The sequence below is a fragment of the Nocardiopsis flavescens genome, assembly GCF_900141985.1.
Classification (GTDB): domain Bacteria; phylum Actinomycetota; class Actinomycetes; order Streptosporangiales; family Streptosporangiaceae; genus Nocardiopsis; species Nocardiopsis flavescens.
In genome coordinates, this window is sequence record NZ_FQZK01000001.1 from 366442 (window position 1) to 386378 (window position 19937).

General features: G+C 75.6%; 15 protein-coding genes. 8 read left to right on the plus strand and 7 right to left on the minus strand.

The window, feature by feature from the left end:
• Positions 1-95: 95 nt before the first annotated feature.
• The gene (locus BUE45_RS01785; RefSeq protein ID WP_073374204.1) at positions 96-1877 is read left to right on the plus strand and encodes a GAF domain-containing sensor histidine kinase; all 1782 of its coding nucleotides are present in this window, start codon (positions 96-98) and stop codon (positions 1875-1877) included.
• Positions 1878-1967: 90 nt separating this feature from the next.
• Here the strand turns inward: BUE45_RS01785 and BUE45_RS01790 are convergent, their stop codons facing one another.
• Positions 1968-2621, minus strand: coding sequence for a response regulator (locus tag BUE45_RS01790; protein ID WP_073374206.1), 654 nt, complete (start codon positions 2619-2621; stop codon positions 1968-1970).
• A gap of 440 nt (positions 2622-3061) precedes the next feature.
• On the opposite strand from BUE45_RS01790, the gene BUE45_RS01795 reads away from it, so the two are divergent.
• The 3 genes from BUE45_RS01795 to BUE45_RS01805 all read left to right on the plus strand — a co-directional run bounded on the left by BUE45_RS01795 (position 3062) and on the right by BUE45_RS01805 (position 6228).
• Positions 3062-3502, plus strand: a complete 441-nt coding sequence (locus BUE45_RS01795) for a pyridoxamine 5'-phosphate oxidase family protein (protein WP_245832776.1) — start codon at positions 3062-3064, stop codon at positions 3500-3502.
• Between the two features lie 445 nt (positions 3503-3947).
• On the plus strand, positions 3948-5087 hold the full coding sequence (locus tag BUE45_RS01800; protein ID WP_073374208.1) for an SPFH domain-containing protein: 1140 nt from the start codon (positions 3948-3950) through the stop codon (positions 5085-5087).
• Between the two features lie 37 nt (positions 5088-5124).
• A complete protein-coding gene (locus BUE45_RS01805; protein WP_073374210.1) occupies positions 5125-6228 on the plus strand; it encodes a TFIIB-type zinc ribbon-containing protein in 1104 nt (367 codons plus the stop codon).
• A gap of 279 nt (positions 6229-6507) precedes the next feature.
• Here BUE45_RS01805 and BUE45_RS01810 read toward each other — a convergent pair whose 3' ends face one another.
• Positions 6508-7077, minus strand: a complete 570-nt coding sequence (locus BUE45_RS01810) for an ArsR/SmtB family transcription factor (protein WP_073374213.1) — start codon at positions 7075-7077, stop codon at positions 6508-6510.
• Positions 7078-7150: 73 nt separating this feature from the next.
• On the opposite strand from BUE45_RS01810, the gene BUE45_RS01815 reads away from it, so the two are divergent.
• Both BUE45_RS01815 and BUE45_RS01820 read left to right on the plus strand, forming a co-directional pair.
• The gene (locus tag BUE45_RS01815) at positions 7151-8389 is read left to right on the plus strand and encodes an MFS transporter (protein WP_073374215.1); all 1239 of its coding nucleotides are present in this window, start codon (positions 7151-7153) and stop codon (positions 8387-8389) included.
• A 42-nt stretch (positions 8390-8431) separates the two neighbouring features.
• Positions 8432-9223 (plus strand): phosphotransferase, encoded by a 792-nt coding sequence (locus BUE45_RS01820; RefSeq protein ID WP_073374217.1) that lies wholly within the window; start codon positions 8432-8434, stop codon positions 9221-9223.
• A gap of 105 nt (positions 9224-9328) precedes the next feature.
• Here BUE45_RS01820 and BUE45_RS01825 read toward each other — a convergent pair whose 3' ends face one another.
• Positions 9329-10030, minus strand: a complete 702-nt coding sequence (locus BUE45_RS01825) for a class I SAM-dependent DNA methyltransferase (RefSeq protein ID WP_073374219.1) — start codon at positions 10028-10030, stop codon at positions 9329-9331.
• A gap of 434 nt (positions 10031-10464) precedes the next feature.
• Between BUE45_RS01825 and erm the strand changes: the two genes are divergently transcribed.
• The gene (gene erm, locus BUE45_RS01830) at positions 10465-11238 is read left to right on the plus strand and encodes an ErmE/ErmH/ErmO/ErmR family 23S rRNA (adenine(2058)-N(6))-methyltransferase (protein ID WP_073374221.1); all 774 of its coding nucleotides are present in this window, start codon (positions 10465-10467) and stop codon (positions 11236-11238) included.
• Positions 11239-11405: 167 nt separating this feature from the next.
• Here the strand turns inward: erm and treZ are convergent, their stop codons facing one another.
• The 3 genes from treZ to treY form a co-directional block, all read right to left on the minus strand.
• Positions 11406-13190, minus strand: a complete 1785-nt coding sequence (gene treZ, locus BUE45_RS01835; protein WP_073374223.1) for a malto-oligosyltrehalose trehalohydrolase — start codon at positions 13188-13190, stop codon at positions 11406-11408.
• A gap of 117 nt (positions 13191-13307) precedes the next feature.
• Complete coding sequence (locus BUE45_RS01840) at positions 13308-14150, minus strand: putative RNA methyltransferase (RefSeq protein WP_073375287.1); 843 nt, start codon at positions 14148-14150, stop codon at positions 13308-13310.
• 76 nt (positions 14151-14226) lie between these two features.
• Complete coding sequence (gene treY, locus BUE45_RS01845) at positions 14227-16614, minus strand: malto-oligosyltrehalose synthase (protein WP_073374225.1); 2388 nt, start codon at positions 16612-16614, stop codon at positions 14227-14229.
• 212 nt (positions 16615-16826) lie between these two features.
• Between treY and pstS the strand changes: the two genes are divergently transcribed.
• Complete coding sequence (gene pstS / locus BUE45_RS01850; RefSeq protein WP_073374227.1) at positions 16827-17945, plus strand: phosphate ABC transporter substrate-binding protein PstS; 1119 nt, start codon at positions 16827-16829, stop codon at positions 17943-17945.
• 189 nt (positions 17946-18134) lie between these two features.
• Here pstS and BUE45_RS01855 read toward each other — a convergent pair whose 3' ends face one another.
• Complete coding sequence (locus BUE45_RS01855; RefSeq protein WP_245832702.1) at positions 18135-19796, minus strand: glycosyltransferase family 2 protein; 1662 nt, start codon at positions 19794-19796, stop codon at positions 18135-18137.
• Positions 19797-19937: the final 141 nt, after the last annotated feature.

The window sequence follows — 19937 nt, forward strand, 5'->3', positions numbered from 1 at the left end:
GTCGGCACGGGAAGTTCGACATACCGGATACGGGCGGCGGAAAAACGCCTCTAGACTCGGAGCAGACCCTCGGAGAAACGGTGAGAAGAGCTCTCATGAGTGACGGCGAAGCCCCCGCCCCCGGCCAGGAACGGCTGTCCCTCCCCGAGGTCCGGCTGGACGACCTCCTCGACGAGGTCCGGTCGCGGCTCGGCGAGATCTCCACGACCCAGGAGCGCATCCGCACCCTGCTGGAGGCGGTCGTCTCCATCGGGGAGGGCCTGGAGCTGGACCCCCTGCTGCTGCGCATCACCGAGACAGCGAGCAGCCTGGTCGACGCCCGCTACGGTGCGCTGGGCGTGATCGGCCCCGACGGGGAGATGAGCCGGTTCATCCCCGTGGGCCTGCGCCCGGACGAGATCTCCTCCATCGAGCACTGGCCGCGCGGCGAGGGCATCCTGGGCCTGCTCATCAAGGAGCCCGAGCCCCTGCGCCTGGGCGACGTCTCCGACCACCCCGAGTCCGTGGGCTTCCCCCGGGGCCACCCCGTGATGCGCACCTTCCTCGGGGTGCCCATCCGCATCCGCGACCGGGTGTTCGGCAACCTGTACATGACCGACAAGCGCGACGGCGGGCACTTCACCGGCGACGACGAGCTGCTGCTGCGCGCCCTGGCCACGGCGGCGGGCACCGCCATCGAGAACGCCCAGCTGTTCTCCGAGACCCAGAGCCGGGAGACCTGGCTGGACGCCTCGGGGCAGATCACCACGCGGCTGCTGTCCGGGGCCCCGCCCGAGGAGGTGCTGCGCCTGGTGGCCCGGCGGGCGCGGGTGATGGCGCACGCCGACATCTCCGTCATCGCGATGCCGGGCGAGGAGCCCTCGACCCTCACCGTGCGGGTGTGGGACGCCCCCGAGGAGGACGGCGACTCCCCCGAGTCGGCGGTACGCGGGCGCCGCAGCGCGTCGCTGGCGGCCGGGGTGCGCGGGGCCGCCCTGACCTGCGCCCCGGAGACCCTGCTGGGCCGGGTCTACCTGAGCGGGCGCCCTATCTGCACGGACATCTCCGAGCACTGCGACCCCGACATCGAGTTCCTGGCCCGGCTGGGGCTGGGGCCGATCCTGGTGCTGCCGTTCGGCCCGCCGGACGGGGCACGGGGCGTGCTGCTGCTGGCGCGCACCGCGGGCCGGGAGGAGTTCCCGATCGCGTGGATGAGCATGCTGGCCTCCTTCGCCGACCAGGCGGCGGTGGCCCTGGAGCTGGCGGAGGCCCGGCTGGACTCCGAGCGGCTCAGCGTGCTGGAGGACCGCGACCGCATCGCCCGCGACCTGCACGACACCGTCATCCAGCGCCTGTACGCCACCGCCATCACCCTGATGGGCACGGTGCGGCGGATCGACGACGAGACCTCGTCCCAGCGGGTGCAGAACGCGGTGACCGACCTGGACGACACCATCCGGCAGATCCGCTCGACGATCTTCGCCCTGCAGAGCTCGGGCGACGAGGCCGCCCGGCTGCGCTCGCAGGTGCTGGACCTGGTCAACGGGGCCACCGAGTCGCTGGGGTTCGCGCCCCGGCTGCTCACCCAGGGGCCGGTGGACACCACCGTGGACGAGACCACCGGCGCCCACCTGGTGGCGGTGCTGCGCGAGCTGCTCTCCAACGCCGCCCGGCACGCGCACGCCACGTCGGTGGACGTGGAGGTGTCGGTGGCCGACGGCGGGGTGGTGCTGCGGGTCTCCGACGACGGGGCGGGCATCCCCGAGGGGACGCACCGCAGCGGGCTGCGCAACATCGCCTCCCGCGCCGAGGAGCTGGGCGGGACGGTGGAGGTCGTGTCGGCCCCGGGCGGGGGGACCTCGGTGCGCTGGTCGGTCCCGGCCCGCGTCCCGGCCTGAGCGCGCCGCCCCGGCGGCGGCACCGCCCGGCCGCGCCGGCGGCGGGCGCGGACCGGGCGGCCTCCCCTGGCGGGCGGGCGCCCCGTCAGGTCAGGAGCCCTCCAGGGACAGGCGGACGGCGTAGGCCGCCGCCTGGGTCCGGCGGGCCATGCCGAGCTTGGCCAGCACACGCGAGACGTAGTTCTTGACGGTCTTCTCCGCCAGGTACATGCGGGCGCCGATCTCGCGGTTGGTCAGGCCCTCGCCGATGAGTTCCAGCACCCGGCGCTCCTGGTCGGTGAGCTCGCTCAGCGGGTCCTTGCGCCCCGCCTCCTCGCGCAGGCGATCCAGCATGCGCGTGGTGGACTCCGGGTCCAGGAGCGAGCGGCCCGCGGCGACCGTGCGCACGGCGCCGACCAGGTCGGTGCCGTGGATCTGCTTGAGGATGTACCCGGACGCCCCGGCCATGACGGCGCCGTACAGGGCCTCGTCGTCGGAGTAGGAGGTGAGCATGAGGATGCGCGTGCCGGGGAGCAGGGAGCGGATCTCCCGGCAGACGGTGACGCCGTCGCCGTCGGGCAGGCGCACGTCGAGCACCACCACGTCGGGGGTCAGGGCGGGCACCCGGGCCAGCGCCTGGGCCGCGGTGCCGGCCTCGCCGACCACCTCGACGCCGTCCTCGTCGTCCAGCAGGGAGCCCACGCCCCGGCGGACGATCTCGTGGTCGTCCACCAGGAACACCCGGATCGTGTCGTCGCCGTCCATCAGGTGCGCACCTCAATCTCCTTCGCGGGCCGCCCCGGTCCCGGGCCGACGTGCCCCATTGTGGGGCACCGCGCCGCGGGTGCGCACCGTCCGAACGGCGGCCTCACCGGTACCGCGGGGCCCGTTCCCCAGCTTAAGCAGCGGTCATTGTCGCCTTATGGGTACAACGTCCTTTTTTGTTTGGGGCATAGGGCCTTCGGGGTAGGCGCTCCCTCGGGACCTCCGCCCCGGGTTCGAGGACCGTCGGGCACCGTCCGGAGCCGCTCTGATCAGGGATGATGGCGGAGATCGAGAAATACGGGAAAGCCGATCCCAGGGGGGTCGCCATGGTTCGAGAAAGCGCTGCCGGAACCGCACGGGAAAGGGCGGCGGTGCCCCGGGGCCGTACCGCCGACGAGGACCCGCTGTCCGGGACCGGACGGCTCGACGAGGACACCGAGATGCTCATGGGCGCCGATCTCGCGGAGGGCGAGGCCGGGGCGACGCTCACCGTCCTGGAGCGCCAGACCTGCTTCAACCTGGCCGGGACCAGGGATATCGGGCGGATCGCCTTCACCATCGACGGCGACTCCGCCCCGACCGTGCTGCCGGTCAACTACGCGCTGGTCGACGACACGATCGTGCTGCGCACCACCCTGGCCGGGACGGTGATGCGCTACGCCCGCGGCTACGCGTCCTTCCAGGTGGACCACTTCGACGACGAGCGCCGCGAGGGCTGGAGCGCGCTGTTCACGGGGCGCTGCCGGTGGGTGCGCGACGAGGGGGAGCTGTCCCGCATCCCGCAGGGGAGGCTGCCGGTGCCCTGGGCGGAGGGGCCGCGGGACCAGATCCTGCGCGTCGTGCCCGGACGCGTCACCGGCCGCCGGATCCAGCGCCCCTGAGGCCCGCGCCGCCGGCGCCGCCCGGCACCGGCCGGCGACCGGACCGGGCGGGGTGCGTCGGTACGCCGCGAGCGGCGCGCCCGCCCCCGGGGCCGCCGGGCTCCCGCACCGCGGTCGCGGCCCGTCGGCCCCGCCCGACCACGAGCCGCCGGGGCTCCCGGCCCGGTGGCCGAGCACCGCGGGGGGTGCGGCACCGCAGGACCGGCACGGACCCGAACCGGCACGGACCCGACACGAAGCACACCGCGCCGCCGGACCGGGGGCGACCGGCGGACGCCCCGCGGCGCGGGTTCGGCGCCCGCGCGGGGTGACGGGGCCGCGACCGAACGCGACGGGTGCCCGCCGCGGCCCGCGAACGGCCCGATCCACGCGCCTAAGCTGGGAACCTCTCGGCGCACCGGGGCGTCAGAACCCGGTGACAAGGGAAGTCTCAGGGAGGGCACACGTGGGCCTGTTCGACGCCATCCGTGGCGAATTCATCGACATCATCGAGTGGACCGACGACAGTCGCGACACCATCGTCTGGCGCTTCCCGCGGCACGACAACGAGATCAAGATGGGCGCGCGGCTCACCGTCCGCGAGTCCCAGATCGCGGTGTTCGTCAACGAGGGCCGGGTCGCCGACGTGTTCGCGCCCGGCATGTACACGCTGGAGACCCGCAACGTCCCCGTCCTCAGCACGCTCAAGGGCTGGAAGCACGGTTTCGACTCGCCGTTCAAGGCCGAGGTGTACTTCGTCAACACCCGCCGGTTCAGCGACTTCAAGTGGGGCACCCAGAACCCGGTCATGGTCCGCGACCCCGAGTTCGGCCCGGTGCGGCTGCGCGCCTTCGGCGGCTACTCGGTGCGGGTGGTCGACCCGCCGCGGTTCATCGCCGAGCTGGTCGGGACCGACCCGCAGTTCCGGACCGAGGAGGTGGAGGGCTACCTGCGGCAGATGATCGTCAGCCGCCTGGGCAGCGCCCTGGCCACCGCCGCCCGCGACGTCCCGGTGCTGGAGCTGGCGATCCACCAGCACGACCTGGGCCAGCGCATGTCCGCGGCGCTCACCCAGGACATGGCGTCGGTGGGCCTGGAGGTGCCGGACTTCAACGTCGAGAGCATCAGCCTGCCGCCGGAGGTCGAGAAGGCGCTGGACAAGCGGTCCCAGATGGGGCTGCTGGGCGACCTGGACCAGTACTCCAAGTTCCAGACGGCGACCGCGATCGGCGACGCCGCCAAGACCCCGGGCAGCGGCATGGGCGAGGCCATGGGCATGGGCATGGGACTGGCCGCGGCCCAGCAGATGGCGCAGAACATGAACCCCCAGACGCAGCCCCAGCAGCCCCAGCAGGCGCAGGCGCCCCAGGCGCAGCCCGCCGCCGCCCCGCCGCCGCTGCCGCAGGCCGAGTGGTTCGTGGGCGCGGACGGGCAGCAGACCGGGCCCTTCGACGCCAACGCGCTGGCGCAGCAGGTCGGCGGCGGCCGGCTGACCCGCGACACCCTGGTCTGGAAGGCGGGCATGGCGCAGTGGACCGCGGCCGGGCAGGTGCCCGAGCTGTCGGGGCTGTTCGCGGCCACCCCGCCGCCCATGCCGCCCGCCTGACCGCGCCCCTCCCCTCCCCCGACCCCAGAAGGCCGACATGTCCGATACCGCCGTCCCACCGCCGCCGACCTCCCCCCGCGAGTTCCCCTGTGGTGCCTGCGGGGCCCGGCTGGAGTACTCCGCCGGCGCGCGTCAGATGCGCTGCCCGTACTGCGGCAGCGAGGAGAAGATCCCCGAGGCCACCCGCACGGTGCGCGAGCACGCCGTGGAGACCCTCTTCGCCCGCAGGCCGGCGGAGCGGGTGGCGGAGCACCGGTTCGTCTGCCAGGGGTGCGGGGCCCACATCCAGGGCGACCACCTCGCCCAGACCTGCCAGTTCTGCACCGCCCCGCTGGTCACCGACGACTCCGCGGACGTCCAGGTGCCGCCGGAGGCGGTGCTGCCGTTCACCGTGGAGCGGCGGGCGGCCCACGACGCGCTGTCGGGGTGGACGAACAGCCGCTGGTTCGCGCCCAACAGCCTCAAGAGGGTCAGCGAGGCCGAGCGCTTCAAGAGCACGTACCTGCCGCACTGGACCTTCGACGCCCAGACGGAGTCGGACTACCGGGGCCAGCGCGGCGAGTACTACTGGGTGACCGAGACCTACACGACCACGGAGAACGGCAAGTCGGTCACGAAGACCCGGCAGGTCCGCAAGACCCGCTGGTACCCGGCCCGGGGCCGGGTGTCGCGCTTCTTCGACGACGTGCTGGTCAACGGCACCACCCAGGTGTCGCCGGAGAAGGTGGACGCGCTCAAGCCGTGGCCGCTGGACAAGGCGCGGCCCTACGCGCACGAGTTCCTGGCGGGGCACGAGGCGCTGCGCTACGACGTGGAGCCCGAACAGGGCCTGGAGGCGGCCAAGCAGGTCATGGCCGGGACCATCCACCAGGACTGCAAGCGCGACATCGGCGGCGACGAGCAGCGGGTGACGTCGGTGGACACCGCCTACTCGCGGGTCACCGGCAAGCTGCTGCTGGTCCCGGTGTGGGCGGGGGCCTACCTGCACGGCGGGAAGACCTGGCAGATCGTGGTCAACGGGTGCACCGGCGAGGTCCAGGGCGAGCGCCCGTACTCGGCCGCCAAGATCACGGCGGCGGTGCTGGCCGCGCTCCTGGTCATCGCCCTGGCGGTGTTCCTGTTCGTGCAGTACGGGGGCTGACGGGGGCCGTCCCGGCCACGGGGCGTCGGCGCGACGGGCGTCGGCGCCCCGTTCCACGTCCGGGTCCGGGGGCGGGAGAGGCCGTCCCGCACCGTTCCACGTCCAGGGCCGGGGAAGGCCGTCCCGCACCGTTCCGGGCCCGCGCACCGGCACGGGTCACCCGGCGTACGGCCGCCCCGCAGCCGCCATGGCGCGCCGCCGCGGATCGGGGCCCGGGCCTCGGGCCACGGGGCCGGACGGGCCCGCCCCGCGCGGTCCCCGCGCCGCTCCCGCCACGGGTCAGTCCCGGGCCTGCGGGCCCGGGGGCCGGTGCAGCAGGAACATGCCGCTGTAACGGGGGTGCTCCCGCCTGCCGTCGTCGGTGGCGACGAACTCGTCCAGGACGGCGACGATGCGGCGGTCGAGTTCGGCCACGTCCTCGTCGGACAGGTGCAGGGAGAACCGGGAGAACGTGCGCACCGACTCGGGCCCGGCCTCGTCCAGCTCGCGGCGGAAGGCCTGGACGGGGGCGTGCGCGGCGGGGGCGCCGGCGTCCTGGAGCGGGCTCTCCAGCCACCAGGTCTCCCCCGTGGACCGGTAGGGCTTCTCCAGGGCGCCGCTGGGGCCGGTGCGCGGGGTACCCGGGACGAGGAAGCCCACGGCGACCAGGCGCCGCACGTGGTACAGCACGGTGCCGGGACTGACGCCGAGGCGTTCGGCCAGCTCCTTGTTGGTGAGCTCCTCCAGGCACAGGCGCAGGATGCGGACCCGCAGCGGGTGGCCCAGGGCCCTGGTCTCCTCGGGGGTGGCGGGCCGCCGCGCGCGCACGGGGACGCCGGGTTCGGGGGCGGCCTGCTCTGCATCTGCCATGGCCCCAGGGTAACAACGATCGAGTTTCATAGAATCGATTGAGTTTTCTCGATCACCCTGCCAGGATCGGGCCATGACCTCCACCCCCCGCTCCACGGGCCTGGGACGCCCGTTCTGGAGCCTGTGGTCCTCCTCGTCCCTGTCCAACCTGGCGGACGGCGTCCTCAAGGTCGCCCTCCCGCTGGCCGCCCTGCGCTTCACCGACGCGCCGCTCCTCATCGCCGGCGTCAGCCTGGCCCTGACCCTGCCCTGGCTGCTGTTCGCCCTGCCCGCCGGGGCCCTGGCCGACCGGCTGGACCGGCGCCGGGTGATGCTCGCCGCCAACACCGTCCGGGCCGTGCTGGCCGCCCTGCTGGCGCTGTCGCTGCTCACCGGGCTGGGCGGGATCTGGGCGCTGTACGCCGCCGCCCTGTGCGTGGGCGTCACCGAGACCCTCTACGACACCTCGGCCCAGTCGATCCTGCCCCAGCTGGTCCCCCGCGAGCGGCTCGACCACGCCAACGGGAGGCTGCACGCCACCGAGATGGCCATGAACCAGTTCGTCGGCCCTCCCCTGGGCGGCTTTTTGGTGGCGGCCGGGCTGGCCCTGTCCCTGGCCGCCCCGGCTGCGCTGTGGCTGGTCGCGGTGGGTGCGCTGCTCCTGGTCCGGGGCCGGTTCCGGGTCGAACGCGAGCGGCCCACCACCCTGCGCGCCGACATCGCCGAGGGGCTGCGCTACCTGTGGCGGCACCGGCTGCTGCGGGCGTTCGCCGCGATGGTCGGGCTCAGCAACTTCGGGACCAGCGCGGTCTTCGCCGTGTTCGTGCTCTACGCGGTGGGCCCGGACTCCCCCATGGGACTGAGCGAGCCCGCCTACGGCCTGCTGCTCACCACCACCGCCCTGGGGATCATCCTGGGCTCCCTCGCCGCCGCGGGCGCGGTACGCCTGCTGCGCCGGTCGTGGGCGCTGCGCGCCTCCTCGGTGGCCTTCGTGGCGCTGGTGGGGGTGCCCGCACTGACCGCGAACCCCTACGTCATCGGCGCCGGGTTCTTCGCCGGCGGGGTCGGCATCGCCGTATGGAACGTGATCACGGTGTCGCTGCGCCAGCGGATCACGCCCGACCGCATGCTCGGCCGGCTCAACAGCGGCTACCGGCTGCTGGCCTGGGGCACCATGCCCCTGGGCGCCGCCGCGGGCGGGGCCGTCGCCCAGTTCGCCGGGCTGACCTGGGTGTTCGTGTCCATGGCCGTCCTGACGGCGGTGATCCCGGTGTGGCTGCTGTTCATCGGCGACGCCGACATGGACCGGGCCGAGGCCGCGGGCACGCGGTGAAAAGCGCTGGACCGCCGTCCGCCGCTCCACCACCATGGCCCCATGGCACCGACCCCTCGCCCCGAGCGCCCCGGCCCCGACACGGAGGTCCTGCACGGCGGCAACACCTCCGGCCCCGTCCTGCGCGTGGGCGGCACCGTCCGCAAGCGGTGGCACCGGGCCGCGCCGTCGGTCGTCCACCTGCTGCGCCACCTGGAGAAGAACGGGTATGAGGCGGCGCCGCGCTCCTACGGGCGCTCCCTGACCGGGGACCAGCTGCTGGAGTACGTGCCCGGGACCCTGGCCGACCAGGGTCCGCCGCTGACCGCCGACGAGCTGCACCGGCTGGGCGGTCTGGTCCGGCGGCTGCACGACCTCACCGCCGGGCACGGGCCGCGCCACCCGCAGCAGGCGGTGTGGGACGTGGCGATCCCGGATCCGCGCGAGGAGGTGGTCTGCCACAACGATCTGGCCCCGTGGAACCTGGTGCGCGACGGCGACCGCTGGGTGTTCATCGACTGGGACGGGGCCGGGCCGGGCACCCGCACGGGCGACCTCGGCTACGCCGCGCACGGGTTCGTGCCCCTGCACGCGGGCGGCAACCCGGACGCGGACGGGGCACGGCTGTGCGCGCTGGCCGACGGCTACGGCTGCGACCGCGCCCAGCGGGAGGAGCTGCCCGACGCGGTCCTGCACCGGGTGCGCGGCATGTACGACCTGCTGGTGGAGGGCGGGCGCACCGGCCGCGCCCCCTGGGCCGGCCTGTACGCGCAGGGCCACGCCGACCACTGGGGCCCGGCGGCGGACTACGTCGCACGCCACCGCGACCGGTGGCGGGCGGCCCTGCTCCGCTAGGGCCCGAGTCGGGGCCTCCCCCGCACCGGGCGGCGCCGGCGGAACACCGCGTGCCCGGGCGGGCACGGCCGTGGAGCGACGGTCCGCGGCTCCGGGGAAGGGGCCCTACACGGCGCGCCAGGCGTAGGCCGCCGAGACCGGGTGGCCGCGGTACCTCTCCCACTTCGGCTTGGCCGCCACCCAGGCGTCGTCCACCACCCCCTCGACCATGTCCACCGGGGTCCACCCGGCGTCCAGGGCGGCACGTAGCTGCCCGCTGACCAGGTGCACGTGGGTGGCGATGGCCACCGGCTCCCCCGAGGCGTCGGTGTAGTGCGTGGGCATCCCCGACACCATGGCGAACTGCGGGTGGTACGACGCCAGCAGGAACACGCCGCCGGGGCGGACCAGGCGGCGCGCCTCGGCGTAGAACGGCGCCAGGTCGGGCAGGTGCTCGTCGATGAGCGAGGACACGACCAGGTCGTAGGCGCCGCCCGCCAGCCCGGTGTCGCGCACATCGCCCTCCACCAGGCAGGTGTGGGCGCCGCGCCCGCGGGCCCCCGCCAGCATGCCCGGGCTCAGGTCCACGCCGTCGATGTCGCCCGCCACGCCCTTGCCGCGCAGCCAGGCGGCGGTGCGCCCGGTCCCGCAGCCCAGGTCGGCGACGCGGCGCACCCGCGGCCAGTCGGGCGGGGGCAGCCGCTCCAGCAGCCCCAGGTCCATGGCGTCGAGCACCGAGTCCTCGTAGGTGGCCGACCAGCCGTCGTAGCCGGTGGCGACGTCGACGGTGCGGTAGTGGCGGGTGTCGTAGGCGGAGAAGTCGAGCATGGGGCCGAGTATCGCCGGTCCGCTCCCGCGTGCGCGAGCGATTAATAAATGCGTTGCCCGCCGCGGGGCCGCCGCTCTACGGTGGGCCCATGGCAGCCTTCTTCGGCGTGACCGACCGTGCCCCGGCCCGGTCCGCGCACGCCCACGCCTTCGACCTCCGGCCCCGCCCCAGCGGCTCGGGCCGGTAACGGGACCCCTCCGAGAGCACCGCCGTTCCCGCACCTTCCCCGGTGCGACGTCGGCGGTGCCAGGGGGCCGTCCCCCGTCGTCACCGCTGTGAACGCGCCCCGGTCCGGGCCCGACCGTGTCCCCTCTCTTTCCGGGACGGGTCGTCCGGCCTCCGCCTCCGTGTGCCCGCCTGTCCGCGGGCCGCCGCTCCGCCGTGCCGCCCGTCCCCCGACGCCGCCCTCCAGGGCGGCCGGCAAGGACCTCTCGTGGTGCGCACCGAACGCTCCGGCAACACCCGCCGGCGCCTGTCCCAGAACTTCCTCACCGACCCCGCGACCGCCCGCCGCGTGGTGCGGCTGGCCGGGGTGGACCCCGGCGGCCTCGTGCTGGAGGTGGGCCCCGGCGACGGCGCCCTCACCCGCTTCCTCGCCCCGGCCGCGGGGCGCCTGACCGCCTATGAGATCGACCCCCGCCTCGCCGGGCGGATCTCCCGCCGCCACCCGGGCGTGCGCGTGGTCCGGGCCGACTTCACCCGGGCCCGCCCCCCGCGCGAGCCGTTCTCCGTGGTGGGGAACATCCCCTACTCCCGGACCGCCGACATCGTGCGCTGGTGCCTGGCGGCGCCGGCGCTGACCGGGGCGACCCTGATCACCCAGTGGGAGTACGCGGCCAAGCGGACCGGAGGCCACGGCCGCTGGAGCCGCCTGACCGTGCTCACGTGGCCGCGCTGGTCGTGGGAGGCGGCGGGCCGCATCCCCCGCCACCGGTTCCACCCGGTGCCGCGGGTGGACGCCGGGATCCTGCTGCTGCGCCGCCGCACCGCACCGCTGCTCGACCCGGACGACGCCGAGGGCTACCGCCGCCTGGTGGAGCTGGGGTTCTCCGGGCTGGGCGGCTCGCTGCGGGCCTCCCTGCGCCGCGCCCACCCGGCCCGCCGGGTGGACCGGGCGCTGGAGGCCGCCGGGGTGCGCGGCGACACCGCGGTCGGGTTCGTCTCCCCCGACCGGTGGGTGACGGTGTACCGGCACCTGCGCGGCTGACGGTGCCACGGGGGAGGTCCCGCCCGGGTTCCGCCCGGGCGGAACCCGGGCGGGACCTCCCCCGCACCGCCGGGCCCCGCGGCGCGCGGCCCGGTGCTCCCGGTCCCCGCACGCGCAGGACCGCGAACCCGCGCCGACCGGGCCGCGGCGGCCGACGAGCCCTGACCTCACACGCGCAGGACCGCGAAGCACTCGCCCGGCACCCGCACGCGCGTCCCGTCGGTCTCCGGGGCGCCGCTGGCGAGCAGCACCTCCCGCGGGGCGGCGTCCAGCTCCACCGGGGCGGGTTCGCCGGACAGGTTGCACACCACCCGCAGCGAGCCGCGCACCAGCACCAGCCGGCGCCCGTCCTCGGAGGCCGCCACCGCGAACCGGTCCAGCCGCGGGTCCGACAGCTCCGGCTCGGCCCGGCGCAGCGCGATGAGCGCCCGGTAGGCCTCCAGGACCGGGGCGTGCGGCTCCCGCCCCGGCTGGGACCAGTCCAGCACCGCCGCGTCCCGGGTGGCCGGGTCCATGGGGTCGGGGATCTCCGCGGTGTCCCACCCCAGCGCGGCGAACTCCCGCCGCCGCCCGTTGCGCACCCCCTCCACCAGGTCGGGGTCGGTGAACGACGCGAAGAACGGCCAGGGGGTGGTGGCCGCCCACTCCTCGCCCATGAAGACCATCGGCGTGTAGGGCGAGCACAGCAGCAGCGCCGCGCCGCACACCAGCAGCCCCGGGGAGACGTGCTCGCCCATGCGGTCGCCGCGCGCCCGGTTGCCGATCTGGTCGTGCGTGGACAGGTAGCCCAGGAACCGGGAGCCGGGCACCCGCGCGGTGTCCACCGGCCGCCCGTGGGTGCGGCGGCGGAACGACGAGTACGTCCCCGCGTGCCGGAACACCCGGGTCAGCACGGCGGGCAGCACCCCGGGGCCGGCGAAGTCGGCGTAGTACCCGTGCGTCTCCCCGGTGAGCGCCACGTGCAGCGCGTGGTGCAGGTCGTCCGACCACTGGGCGGTCATCCCGGTCCCGCCGCCCTCCCGGGGCAGGACGGTGCGCGGGTCGTTGCGGTCGGACTCGGCGACCAGCGACAGCGGCCTCCCCAGGCCCGCGGCCAGGGTCTCCACCTCCGCGGACAGCTCCTCCAGGACCGGCACCGCGCGGTCGTCGCGCAGGGCGTGCACGGCGTCCAGCCGCAGGCCGTCCAGGTGGTACTCGCGCAGCCACTCCAGGGCGTTGTCGAGCACGAGGCGGCGCACCGGGTCGGAGTCGGGGCCGTCGAGGTTGAGGGAGGGGCCCCAGGCGTTCTCGCCGGAGAAGTAGGGGCCGAACCGGGGCAGGTAGGCGCCCGAGGGCCCCAGGTGGTTGTGGACCACGTCCAGCAGCACGGCCAGCCCGCGCCCGTGGCAGGCGTCCACGAACCCCTTGAGGGCGTCGGGGCCGCCGTAGGGCTCGTGCACCGCGTACCAGAGCACCCCGTCGTAGCCCCAGCCGTGGGTGCCGTCGAACGCGTTGACCGGCATCACCTCCACGTGGGTGACCCCCAGGTCGACCAGGTGGTCCAGCCGCTCCAGGGCCGACTCCAGGGTGCCCCCGGGGGTGAAGGTGCCGACGTGCATCTCGTACACGACGGCGCCCTCCAGGGGCCGTCCCGTCCAGGCGGCGTCGGTCCAGGCGAACGCGGCGTGGTCGTAGACCCGGCCCGGGGCGTGGACGCCGTCCGGCTGGTGCCGCGAGCGCGGGTCCGGCAGCGGGAGGGGGTCCTCGTCCAGCAGGTACGCGTAGGCGGTGCCGGGTCCGGCGCCGTCGACCCGGGTGCGCCACCAGCCGTCGGCGCCGCGCTCCATGTCCGCCACCCGGGGCTCCGGGTCCGCGGCCGTCCCCAGGCGCAGCCGCACCCGGTCGCGGTGCGGCGCCCACACCGCGAAGTCGCCGTCCACACCCCTGCCGGGCAGGGGGGACCCGCCGGTCATCTCCGATTCGCTCACAGGCACGTGCCTACCCGAACGCGGCGCGGGCCACCCGCGCGACACACGGGACCGGGCCCGAAAGGCGGCCCGGACCGCGACCGGAACCGGGCCCGGGTCCGGTCAGGCGGGCAGCGGGCGGTACAGGTGCAGGCGCACCGAGGCGGTCACCGCGACCGGCTCGGGCAGGGCGGCGATCCGGTCGGCGAGTTCGGCGGGGTCGAGGTGGCGGGCGCTGGGGCCCATGCCCACGACGGTGGCCGCGTCCTCACGGGCGAGGTCCATGGTGAACCGGAGCCGTTCCACCCCGGCGGGGGCGAAGTGCCCGTGCAGGCCCTTCTCCAGGCGCTCGTCCTTGCGCGGGTCCACCGAGAGCAGGCCCAGCGGGGCGCGCAGTTCCGCCAGGTGGCCGTCCTCGGGCACGACCACCAGCAGGAATCCTCCGGGTGCCAGGACGCGGGCGAACTCGGCGGCGTTGCGCGGGGCGAACACGTTGAGCAGGGCGTCGGCGGCGCCCGCGCGCAGCGGCAGGCCGCGCCAGGCGTCGGCGGTGACCGCCCCGGCCCGCGGGTGGGCCCTGGCGGCGCGGCGGGCGGCGAACTTGGACGCGTCCACGGTCAGCCCGACGGCGTCGGGGACCTCCTCCAGCACGTGTGCCAGGTAGTGGCCGGTGCCGCCGCCCACGTCCACGACGAAGGGCGCCTCCCCCGCCTCCCGGGCCGCGGTCCGGGCCAGGGCGGCGCCGATGGGCGCGTAGTGCCCGGCCTGCTGGAACCTCAGCCGGTCGGCGACCATGGCCCTGTCGTCGCCGGTCCCGGGCGGGGTGGCGCCGGTGAGCAGGCTCACGTACCCCTCGCGGGCCACGTTGAACACGTGCCCGGACCCGCACTCCACCCCCCGGCCGGTGGCGGCGAGGTCCTGCCCGCAGGCCGGGCAGGCCAGGGCGGTGAACGCGGTCTCGGGCATGCGCGGCCGCGGGCCGCCGGAGGTGTGGGTGCTCATGATCGCCCGTCAGCCTACCGGCGGCCCGGGCCGGACCCGGTCAGGAGCGGTGCAGCACCGCCACCGGGTAGCGGTCCAGCAGCTCGGCGAGCGGCGGGCCGGTGAACCCGTCGGGGCCGGTGGGGGCGATCTCGCGCCCGGTGAGCAGGTCGCGCCACACCCCCGGCCCCGAGGGGAGCGGCAGCACCGTGCCGTCCCAGCCGCCGGCGTCCTCCAGGGTGAGCGGCAGCCGGGTCGCCACGGCGGCCAGGTCCGGGCGGGCGGCGCCGCGCGAGGTGCGGGCGAAGGCCAGGGCGTGCCGGGCCGCGGGGCCGGCGGCCTCCAGCGGCAGGTACCCGTGCGGCTCCAGGTCGCGGCGGGCGCGCAGGCAGGTGCGCACCAGGTGGAGCTTGGCGGCGCCGGTGTCGTCCACCGGGGGCAGCCACCCCTCCTCCAGGTGGGCCAGCAGCCGCTCGCGCAGCGGGTGGTCGACCGGGCGGCGGTTGTCGGGGTCCACCAGGGACAGGTCCCACAGCTCGGTGCCCTGGTAGACGTCGGGCACCCCGGGGCCCAGGAGCTGCACGGCCTTCTGGCCCAGGGCGTTGGACCACCCGGCACCGCGCACCGACTCCACCACCGACAGCACCTCGCCGAGCAGGGCGGGGTCGTCCAGGACCCGGGCGGGCCAGGCGCGGACCCGGTCCTCGAAGTCGGGGTCGGCATCGGTCCAGGAGGTGCCCAGCCGGGCCTCCCGGGCGGCCTTGAGCAGGTAGGCGGCGAGCCGGTCGGCGTCGATGGGCCAGGCCCCCACCAGGGTCTGCCAGCCCAGGAGGTTCAGCGACGGCTCGGGCAGGGCGCACCGGTCCGTCCAGCGGCGCACGGCGGCGGTGAAGCCCTCCGACACCTCGGCCAGCGCCGCCAGGCGGGCGCGCACGTCCTCCGACCGCTTGGTGTCGTGGGTGGACAGGGCCGTCATGGTGTGCGGGCGGGCGGCCTCGCGCCGGGCCGCGTCGTCGTGAAACTCCCCCGGCGCGACCGCGAAGTCCGCGGGGTCGCCGCCGACCTCGTTGAGCGCGGCGAACCGGGTGGTCCGGTAGAAGGCGGTGTTCTCGGTGCCCATCGCCACGACCATGCCGCTGGTCTGCTGGACGCGCCGGGCGAGCGGGCCGCGCGGGTCGGCGCGCACCCGGTCGTCGATCACCTCCAGGTGCGGCTCCAGGTCGGGGCGGCGGCGGGCGGCGGTCTCGACGGCGCGCGCCCAGGCGTCCTCCCCCTCGGGCAGGTAGGAGCGGTAGACGTCGAACGCGGTGAGCAGCTCGGCCACCGCGTCGGCGCGCCGCTCCCGGGCCACGGCGTCCAGGGGGCGCCCGTCGCGGGGCGGGCGGGGCGGCACCAGGGCGGCGATGCGGCGCACCTCGGCGGCGAGCAGGTCGGTGGCGGCGGCGCGGCGGGCGCGGACGTCGGCGGCGGCCGTGTCCACCTCCACGCCCTGGTCGGCGGCCAGGGTGGTGAAGTCGGCCTCGCCGGAGGGGGAGACGAACACGCCGCCGGTCACCCGCAGGGCGTCGTAGCCGGTGGTGCCCGCGACCGGCCAGGAGCGGGGCAGGTCCTCGCCGGGGGCGAGGATCTTCTCCACCGCGATCCAGCCGGGGAAGCGGGCGGCCAGGGTCCGCAGGTACCCGCCGGGGTCGGTGAGCCCGTCCACGTGGTCCACGCGCAGGCCGTCGATGCGGCCCAGGTCGGCCTGGCGCAGGATCTCGGCGTGCACGGCGTCGAACACGGCCGGGTCCTCCACCCGGACCGCGGCCAGGTCGCTGACGTCGAAGAAGCGGCGGTAGGTCAGCTCGGAGTCGCCGCGCCGCCAGGACACCAGGCGGTAGTGCTGGCGTTCGAGGGCGGCGGCCGGGTCCCCGCCCGGGGTGTGCGTGCCCGGGGCGAGGGGGTAGCGCTTGTCGTGGTAGGCCAGGCAGCCGTCGACGACGCGCAGGTCGGCCAGGGCCGCCCGGCCGCCGTCGCCGTCGTCGGCCAGGACGGGGACGGTGACGGGCCCGGCGTCGAAGTCGATGTCGAAGCACCGCGCGTACGCCGACCCCCTCCCCCGCTCCAGCACGTCCCACCACCAGGGGTTGGCGTCGGCGCGGGCCACGGACATGTGGTTGGGGACGATGTCGACCACCACGGCCAGCCCCGCCTCGTGGGCCTTGGCGGCCAGCGCGGCGAACGCCTCCTCCCCGCCCAGTTCGGCGGAGATGCGTGTGGGATCGACCACGTCGTAGCCGTGCGCCGACCCGGGGGCGGCCTGGAGGATCGGCGACAGGTACAGGGCGCCCGCCCCGGTGCGGGCCAGCCGGTCCACCACCGCGGCGGCGTCCAGGAGGGTGAACTCCGGGCGCAGCTGGAGGCGGTAGGTTGACGTCACGGGGACGGTCGGGGTGCGGTGCGTGCTCATCACGCCCCTACCCTTGCCCTGCTCCCCCGCGTGTCATGCACGCCGGCGGCGCGGTCACCGGACCGGTCGGGGGCGGTGCGCGGGCGCGCGGGCGCAATGGTTAAATTCTTCGGCGGTGTTCCGTACACCTGCCACAACGCGCCCACGGCGGGCGACGCGTCGGTGCACGCCCTGGGGGTCACCGACACCGATGAAAGGGTGAGAAGCAAGTCGTGCTCCCGTCCAACAAGCGCTCCCGGACCCACGCCGCGGCCGGAGCCGCCCTCGCGGGGCTGCTCCTGGCGACCACCGCCTGCGGCAGCGACGACGCCGTGCGCGACTCCGCGGCCCCGGCCGTCCCCGACGACCTGGAGTGCTTCTCCGGAAGCCTGTCCGGGGCGGGGTCCAGCGCCCAGGAGAACGCGATGACGACCTGGATCGCCGGGTACCAGTCGGCGTGCGACGGCGCCCGCATCTACTACGACTCGATCGGCTCGGGCGGCGGCCGCAACCAGTTCATCGACGGCGCGGTGACCTTCGCGGGCACCGACGCGGCGGTGGACCCGGAGGAGAACGCCGACGCCCGTGAGCGGTGCGGCGGGTCGGACACCGTCAACCTGCCGGCCTACGCGGTGGCGATCGCGGTGGTGTTCAACCTGGAGGGCGTGGACTCCCTGAACCTGCGCCCGGACACCATCGCGAAGATCTTCGACCAGCGCATCACCCGGTGGGACGACCCGGAGATCGCCGAGGACAACCCCGGCGCCGACCTGCCGGACCTGGAGATCACCCCGGTCAACCGCGCGGACGACTCGGGCACCACGGAGAACTTCACCCGGTACCTGGAGAAGGCCGCCCCGAACGCGTGGGGGCACGAGGCCGGCGGGCAGTGGCCGATCACCCCGCGCGAGTCCGCGCAGGGCAACAGCGGCATCGCCGACACCGTCAAGCGCGCCGAGGGCTCCATCGGCTACGTGGAGATGTCCCACGTGCACGGCATGTCCACCGTGGCGGTGGGCGTGGGCGACTCCTTCGTGGAGATCTCCCCCGAGGCCGCCGCGCAGGTCGTGGCCGACTCCCCGCGCAGCGCGGACGCCACCGGCGAGTACGACCTGGCCCTGGACCTGGACTACGGCACCACCGCCGAGGGCGCCTACCCGCTGGTGCTGGTCAGCTACGAGGCCGTGTGCCTGGACTACCCCGACGACGGCGAGGCCGAGCGCGTCAAGGCGTTCCTGCGCTACATCGTCAGCACCGAGGGGCAGGAGGCCGCCTCGGCCGAGACCGGGTCCACCCCCATCAACGACACCCTGCGCGAGCAGCTGCTGGCGTCCATCGACGCGGTGTCCTGACCCCCGCGGGTCCCCGGGCGCGCCGCACCGGCGGCGCGCCCCCCGTGTGCGCCGCATCGGGTACCTTACGTACTGGCACTGTCGCAACCGGTGAGGCGACCGAGGTCGGTGTGCCGCCCCCCGGAGGGATCCGGCCGCCCTCGGGTCGGTGTCTTCCCCCATCTGCCCGGCCGCGGCCGGCCCTCCGGGCTACCCCCGGCGCCTGCGCCGCGCCGCCGCGACCAGGCGGTCGCGCCAGCGGGCGAGCGGCCCGCGGGCGCGCCGCCCGTGCTCCCGCACGTCCTCCCCGTCCCCGGTGTCCCGGCCCGGACCGGAGTCCCGCGCCGGGACCTGCGCGGCCCCGTCCGGCTCGGCCCGGGGCGCCGGGCGCGGCGGGGGGACCGACCGGTACAGCGACAGGTCGGTGAGCGTGTCCTCCCCGGCGTGGATGCGGTAGCGGCCGTGCAGCTCGGCCACCACGTCCCCCAGGTCCTCGTCGCGCCGCCGCACCCGCAGGGCGCGGGCCAGGGCGCGGGTCCGCCACAGGCGCACCCCGGCGTCGCGGGTGGGCGAGGCCGCCGGGTACAGCTCGGTGAGCCCGGCGCGGGCGCGCTCGGCCCCGGCGAGCAGGCGCGACAGGGCCACCTGGCCCAGCCCCCAGGCGACGGGGACCTGGAGCAGGAACGGCGAGGGGAAGCCGGTGCGCGGGGCCCGGGAGGCGAAGGAGACCCGCGGGTCGCGCAGGTAGTTGGCCTGGATCAGGCGCAGGTCCAGGTGCGGTCCGGCGGAGGTGCCCGGGGTCGCCCCCGCGCCGTCCCAGTCGGCGACCAGGGTGAGCGCCAGGTCGGTCTCGGCGCTGTCGAGCAGCCGGTCCACGCAGCCGCGGACCAGGTCGTAGGGCGCCCCGGACACGTCGACGACGGCGTGGACGAGCGGGACGCGGCGCCGGTGGGCCGGGACGCGTTCGCGGTAGGCGTGCGGGTGGGGCATCAGCTCGGCCAGCACCTCGGTGCGGAACCGCTGGGAGGGCAGCCGGGTGCGGGCGGTGCCCGCGGGGCCCACGTGCCAGGCGGCGGCGCCGGGTTCGGGGATCAGGACGGCGCCCGCCTGCCACAGCCGGTAGCCGAACTCGGTGTCCTGGCCCAGGCCGAGGTCGGGGTCCACGCCGCCGGCCGCCTCGTAGAGGCTGCGCCGCACCGCGGCGGCGGACCCGAGGTAGGCGTGGAAACCCAGGTGGTCGGCGTCGCGCAGGTCGTCGCTGTCGGCCAGGACGCGTTCGATCCAGGCGTGGCGGCGCCCGGGGGCCAGCTCCTCGTGCAGGGTGCCGGCGCGCACCCGGGCGAGCAGCTCGGCCGGGTCCTCGGGAAAGGAGTCGGCGAAGGCGACCCGCCCCAGGGTGACGGCCTCGGCGTGCACGTGGTGCCAGCGCGCCTGGGCCTCCAGGAACTCCCGGCCCACGACGACGTCGGCGTCCAGCCAGACCAGGATGTCGCCGGTCCCGGCGTGGGCGCCGTAGGCGCGGGCGTATCCGGCGCCCCAGGCGCCTTCGGGCAGGGTGAGGACGCGGCACCGGCGGGGGCGCAGCTCGGGCAGGCGCAGCGGCGGCCGGGAGTGGTCGTCCACGACCAGCACCTCGACGAGGTGGTCGGGGTAGGTCTGCCCGGCCAGGGCGGCCAGGGTGAGGTCGAGGCGGCCCTGCCCGCCGCGCGCCGGGATGACGACGCTGACGCTCAGGTCGGGTGTCCACGTGCCGATGCCGGGGGGTGTCAGCGCGCTCCAGTCGTTGCGGAAGACACGGGTGAGGACACGCTCGACCCGCCCGCGGTGCGAGACCCCGTCGACATGAGACCCTACGTGTTTATTCAGTGACACAGAGTCACTATAGCCCTGTTTCGCGTCACGGTGGGGAGCCTTGCCCCGGTGTCCCCCGTCCGTTCCGCCCTCCCCGGATCGCCACGGAACCGCCCGCGAACACACGGAAGGCGTCCCGCGGTCCGGGGACCGCGGGACGCC

Excerpts from the sequence above, each read along its gene's own strand:
- BUE45_RS01815 (WP_073374215.1), top strand. The coding sequence starts at position 7,151 with ATGACCTCCACCCCCCGCTCCACGGGCCTGGGACGCCCGTTCTGGAGC.
- BUE45_RS01795 (WP_245832776.1), top strand. The coding sequence starts at position 3,062 with ATGCTCATGGGCGCCGATCTCGCGGAGGGCGAGGCCGGGGCGACGCTC.
- BUE45_RS01820 (WP_073374217.1), top strand. The coding sequence starts at position 8,432 with ATGGCACCGACCCCTCGCCCCGAGCGCCCCGGCCCCGACACGGAGGTC.
- BUE45_RS01790 (WP_073374206.1), bottom strand. The coding sequence starts at position 2,621 with ATGGACGGCGACGACACGATCCGGGTGTTCCTGGTGGACGACCACGAG.
- BUE45_RS01825 (WP_073374219.1), bottom strand. The coding sequence starts at position 10,030 with ATGCTCGACTTCTCCGCCTACGACACCCGCCACTACCGCACCGTCGAC.
- BUE45_RS01785 (WP_073374204.1), top strand. The coding sequence starts at position 96 with ATGAGTGACGGCGAAGCCCCCGCCCCCGGCCAGGAACGGCTGTCCCTC.
- treY (WP_073374225.1), bottom strand. The coding sequence starts at position 16,614 with ATGAGCACGCACCGCACCCCGACCGTCCCCGTGACGTCAACCTACCGC.
- BUE45_RS01805 (WP_073374210.1), top strand. The coding sequence starts at position 5,125 with ATGTCCGATACCGCCGTCCCACCGCCGCCGACCTCCCCCCGCGAGTTC.
- treZ (WP_073374223.1), bottom strand. The coding sequence starts at position 13,190 with ATGACCGGCGGGTCCCCCCTGCCCGGCAGGGGTGTGGACGGCGACTTC.
- BUE45_RS01810 (WP_073374213.1), bottom strand. The coding sequence starts at position 7,077 with ATGGCAGATGCAGAGCAGGCCGCCCCCGAACCCGGCGTCCCCGTGCGC.
- BUE45_RS01840 (WP_073375287.1), bottom strand. The coding sequence starts at position 14,150 with ATGCCCGAGACCGCGTTCACCGCCCTGGCCTGCCCGGCCTGCGGGCAG.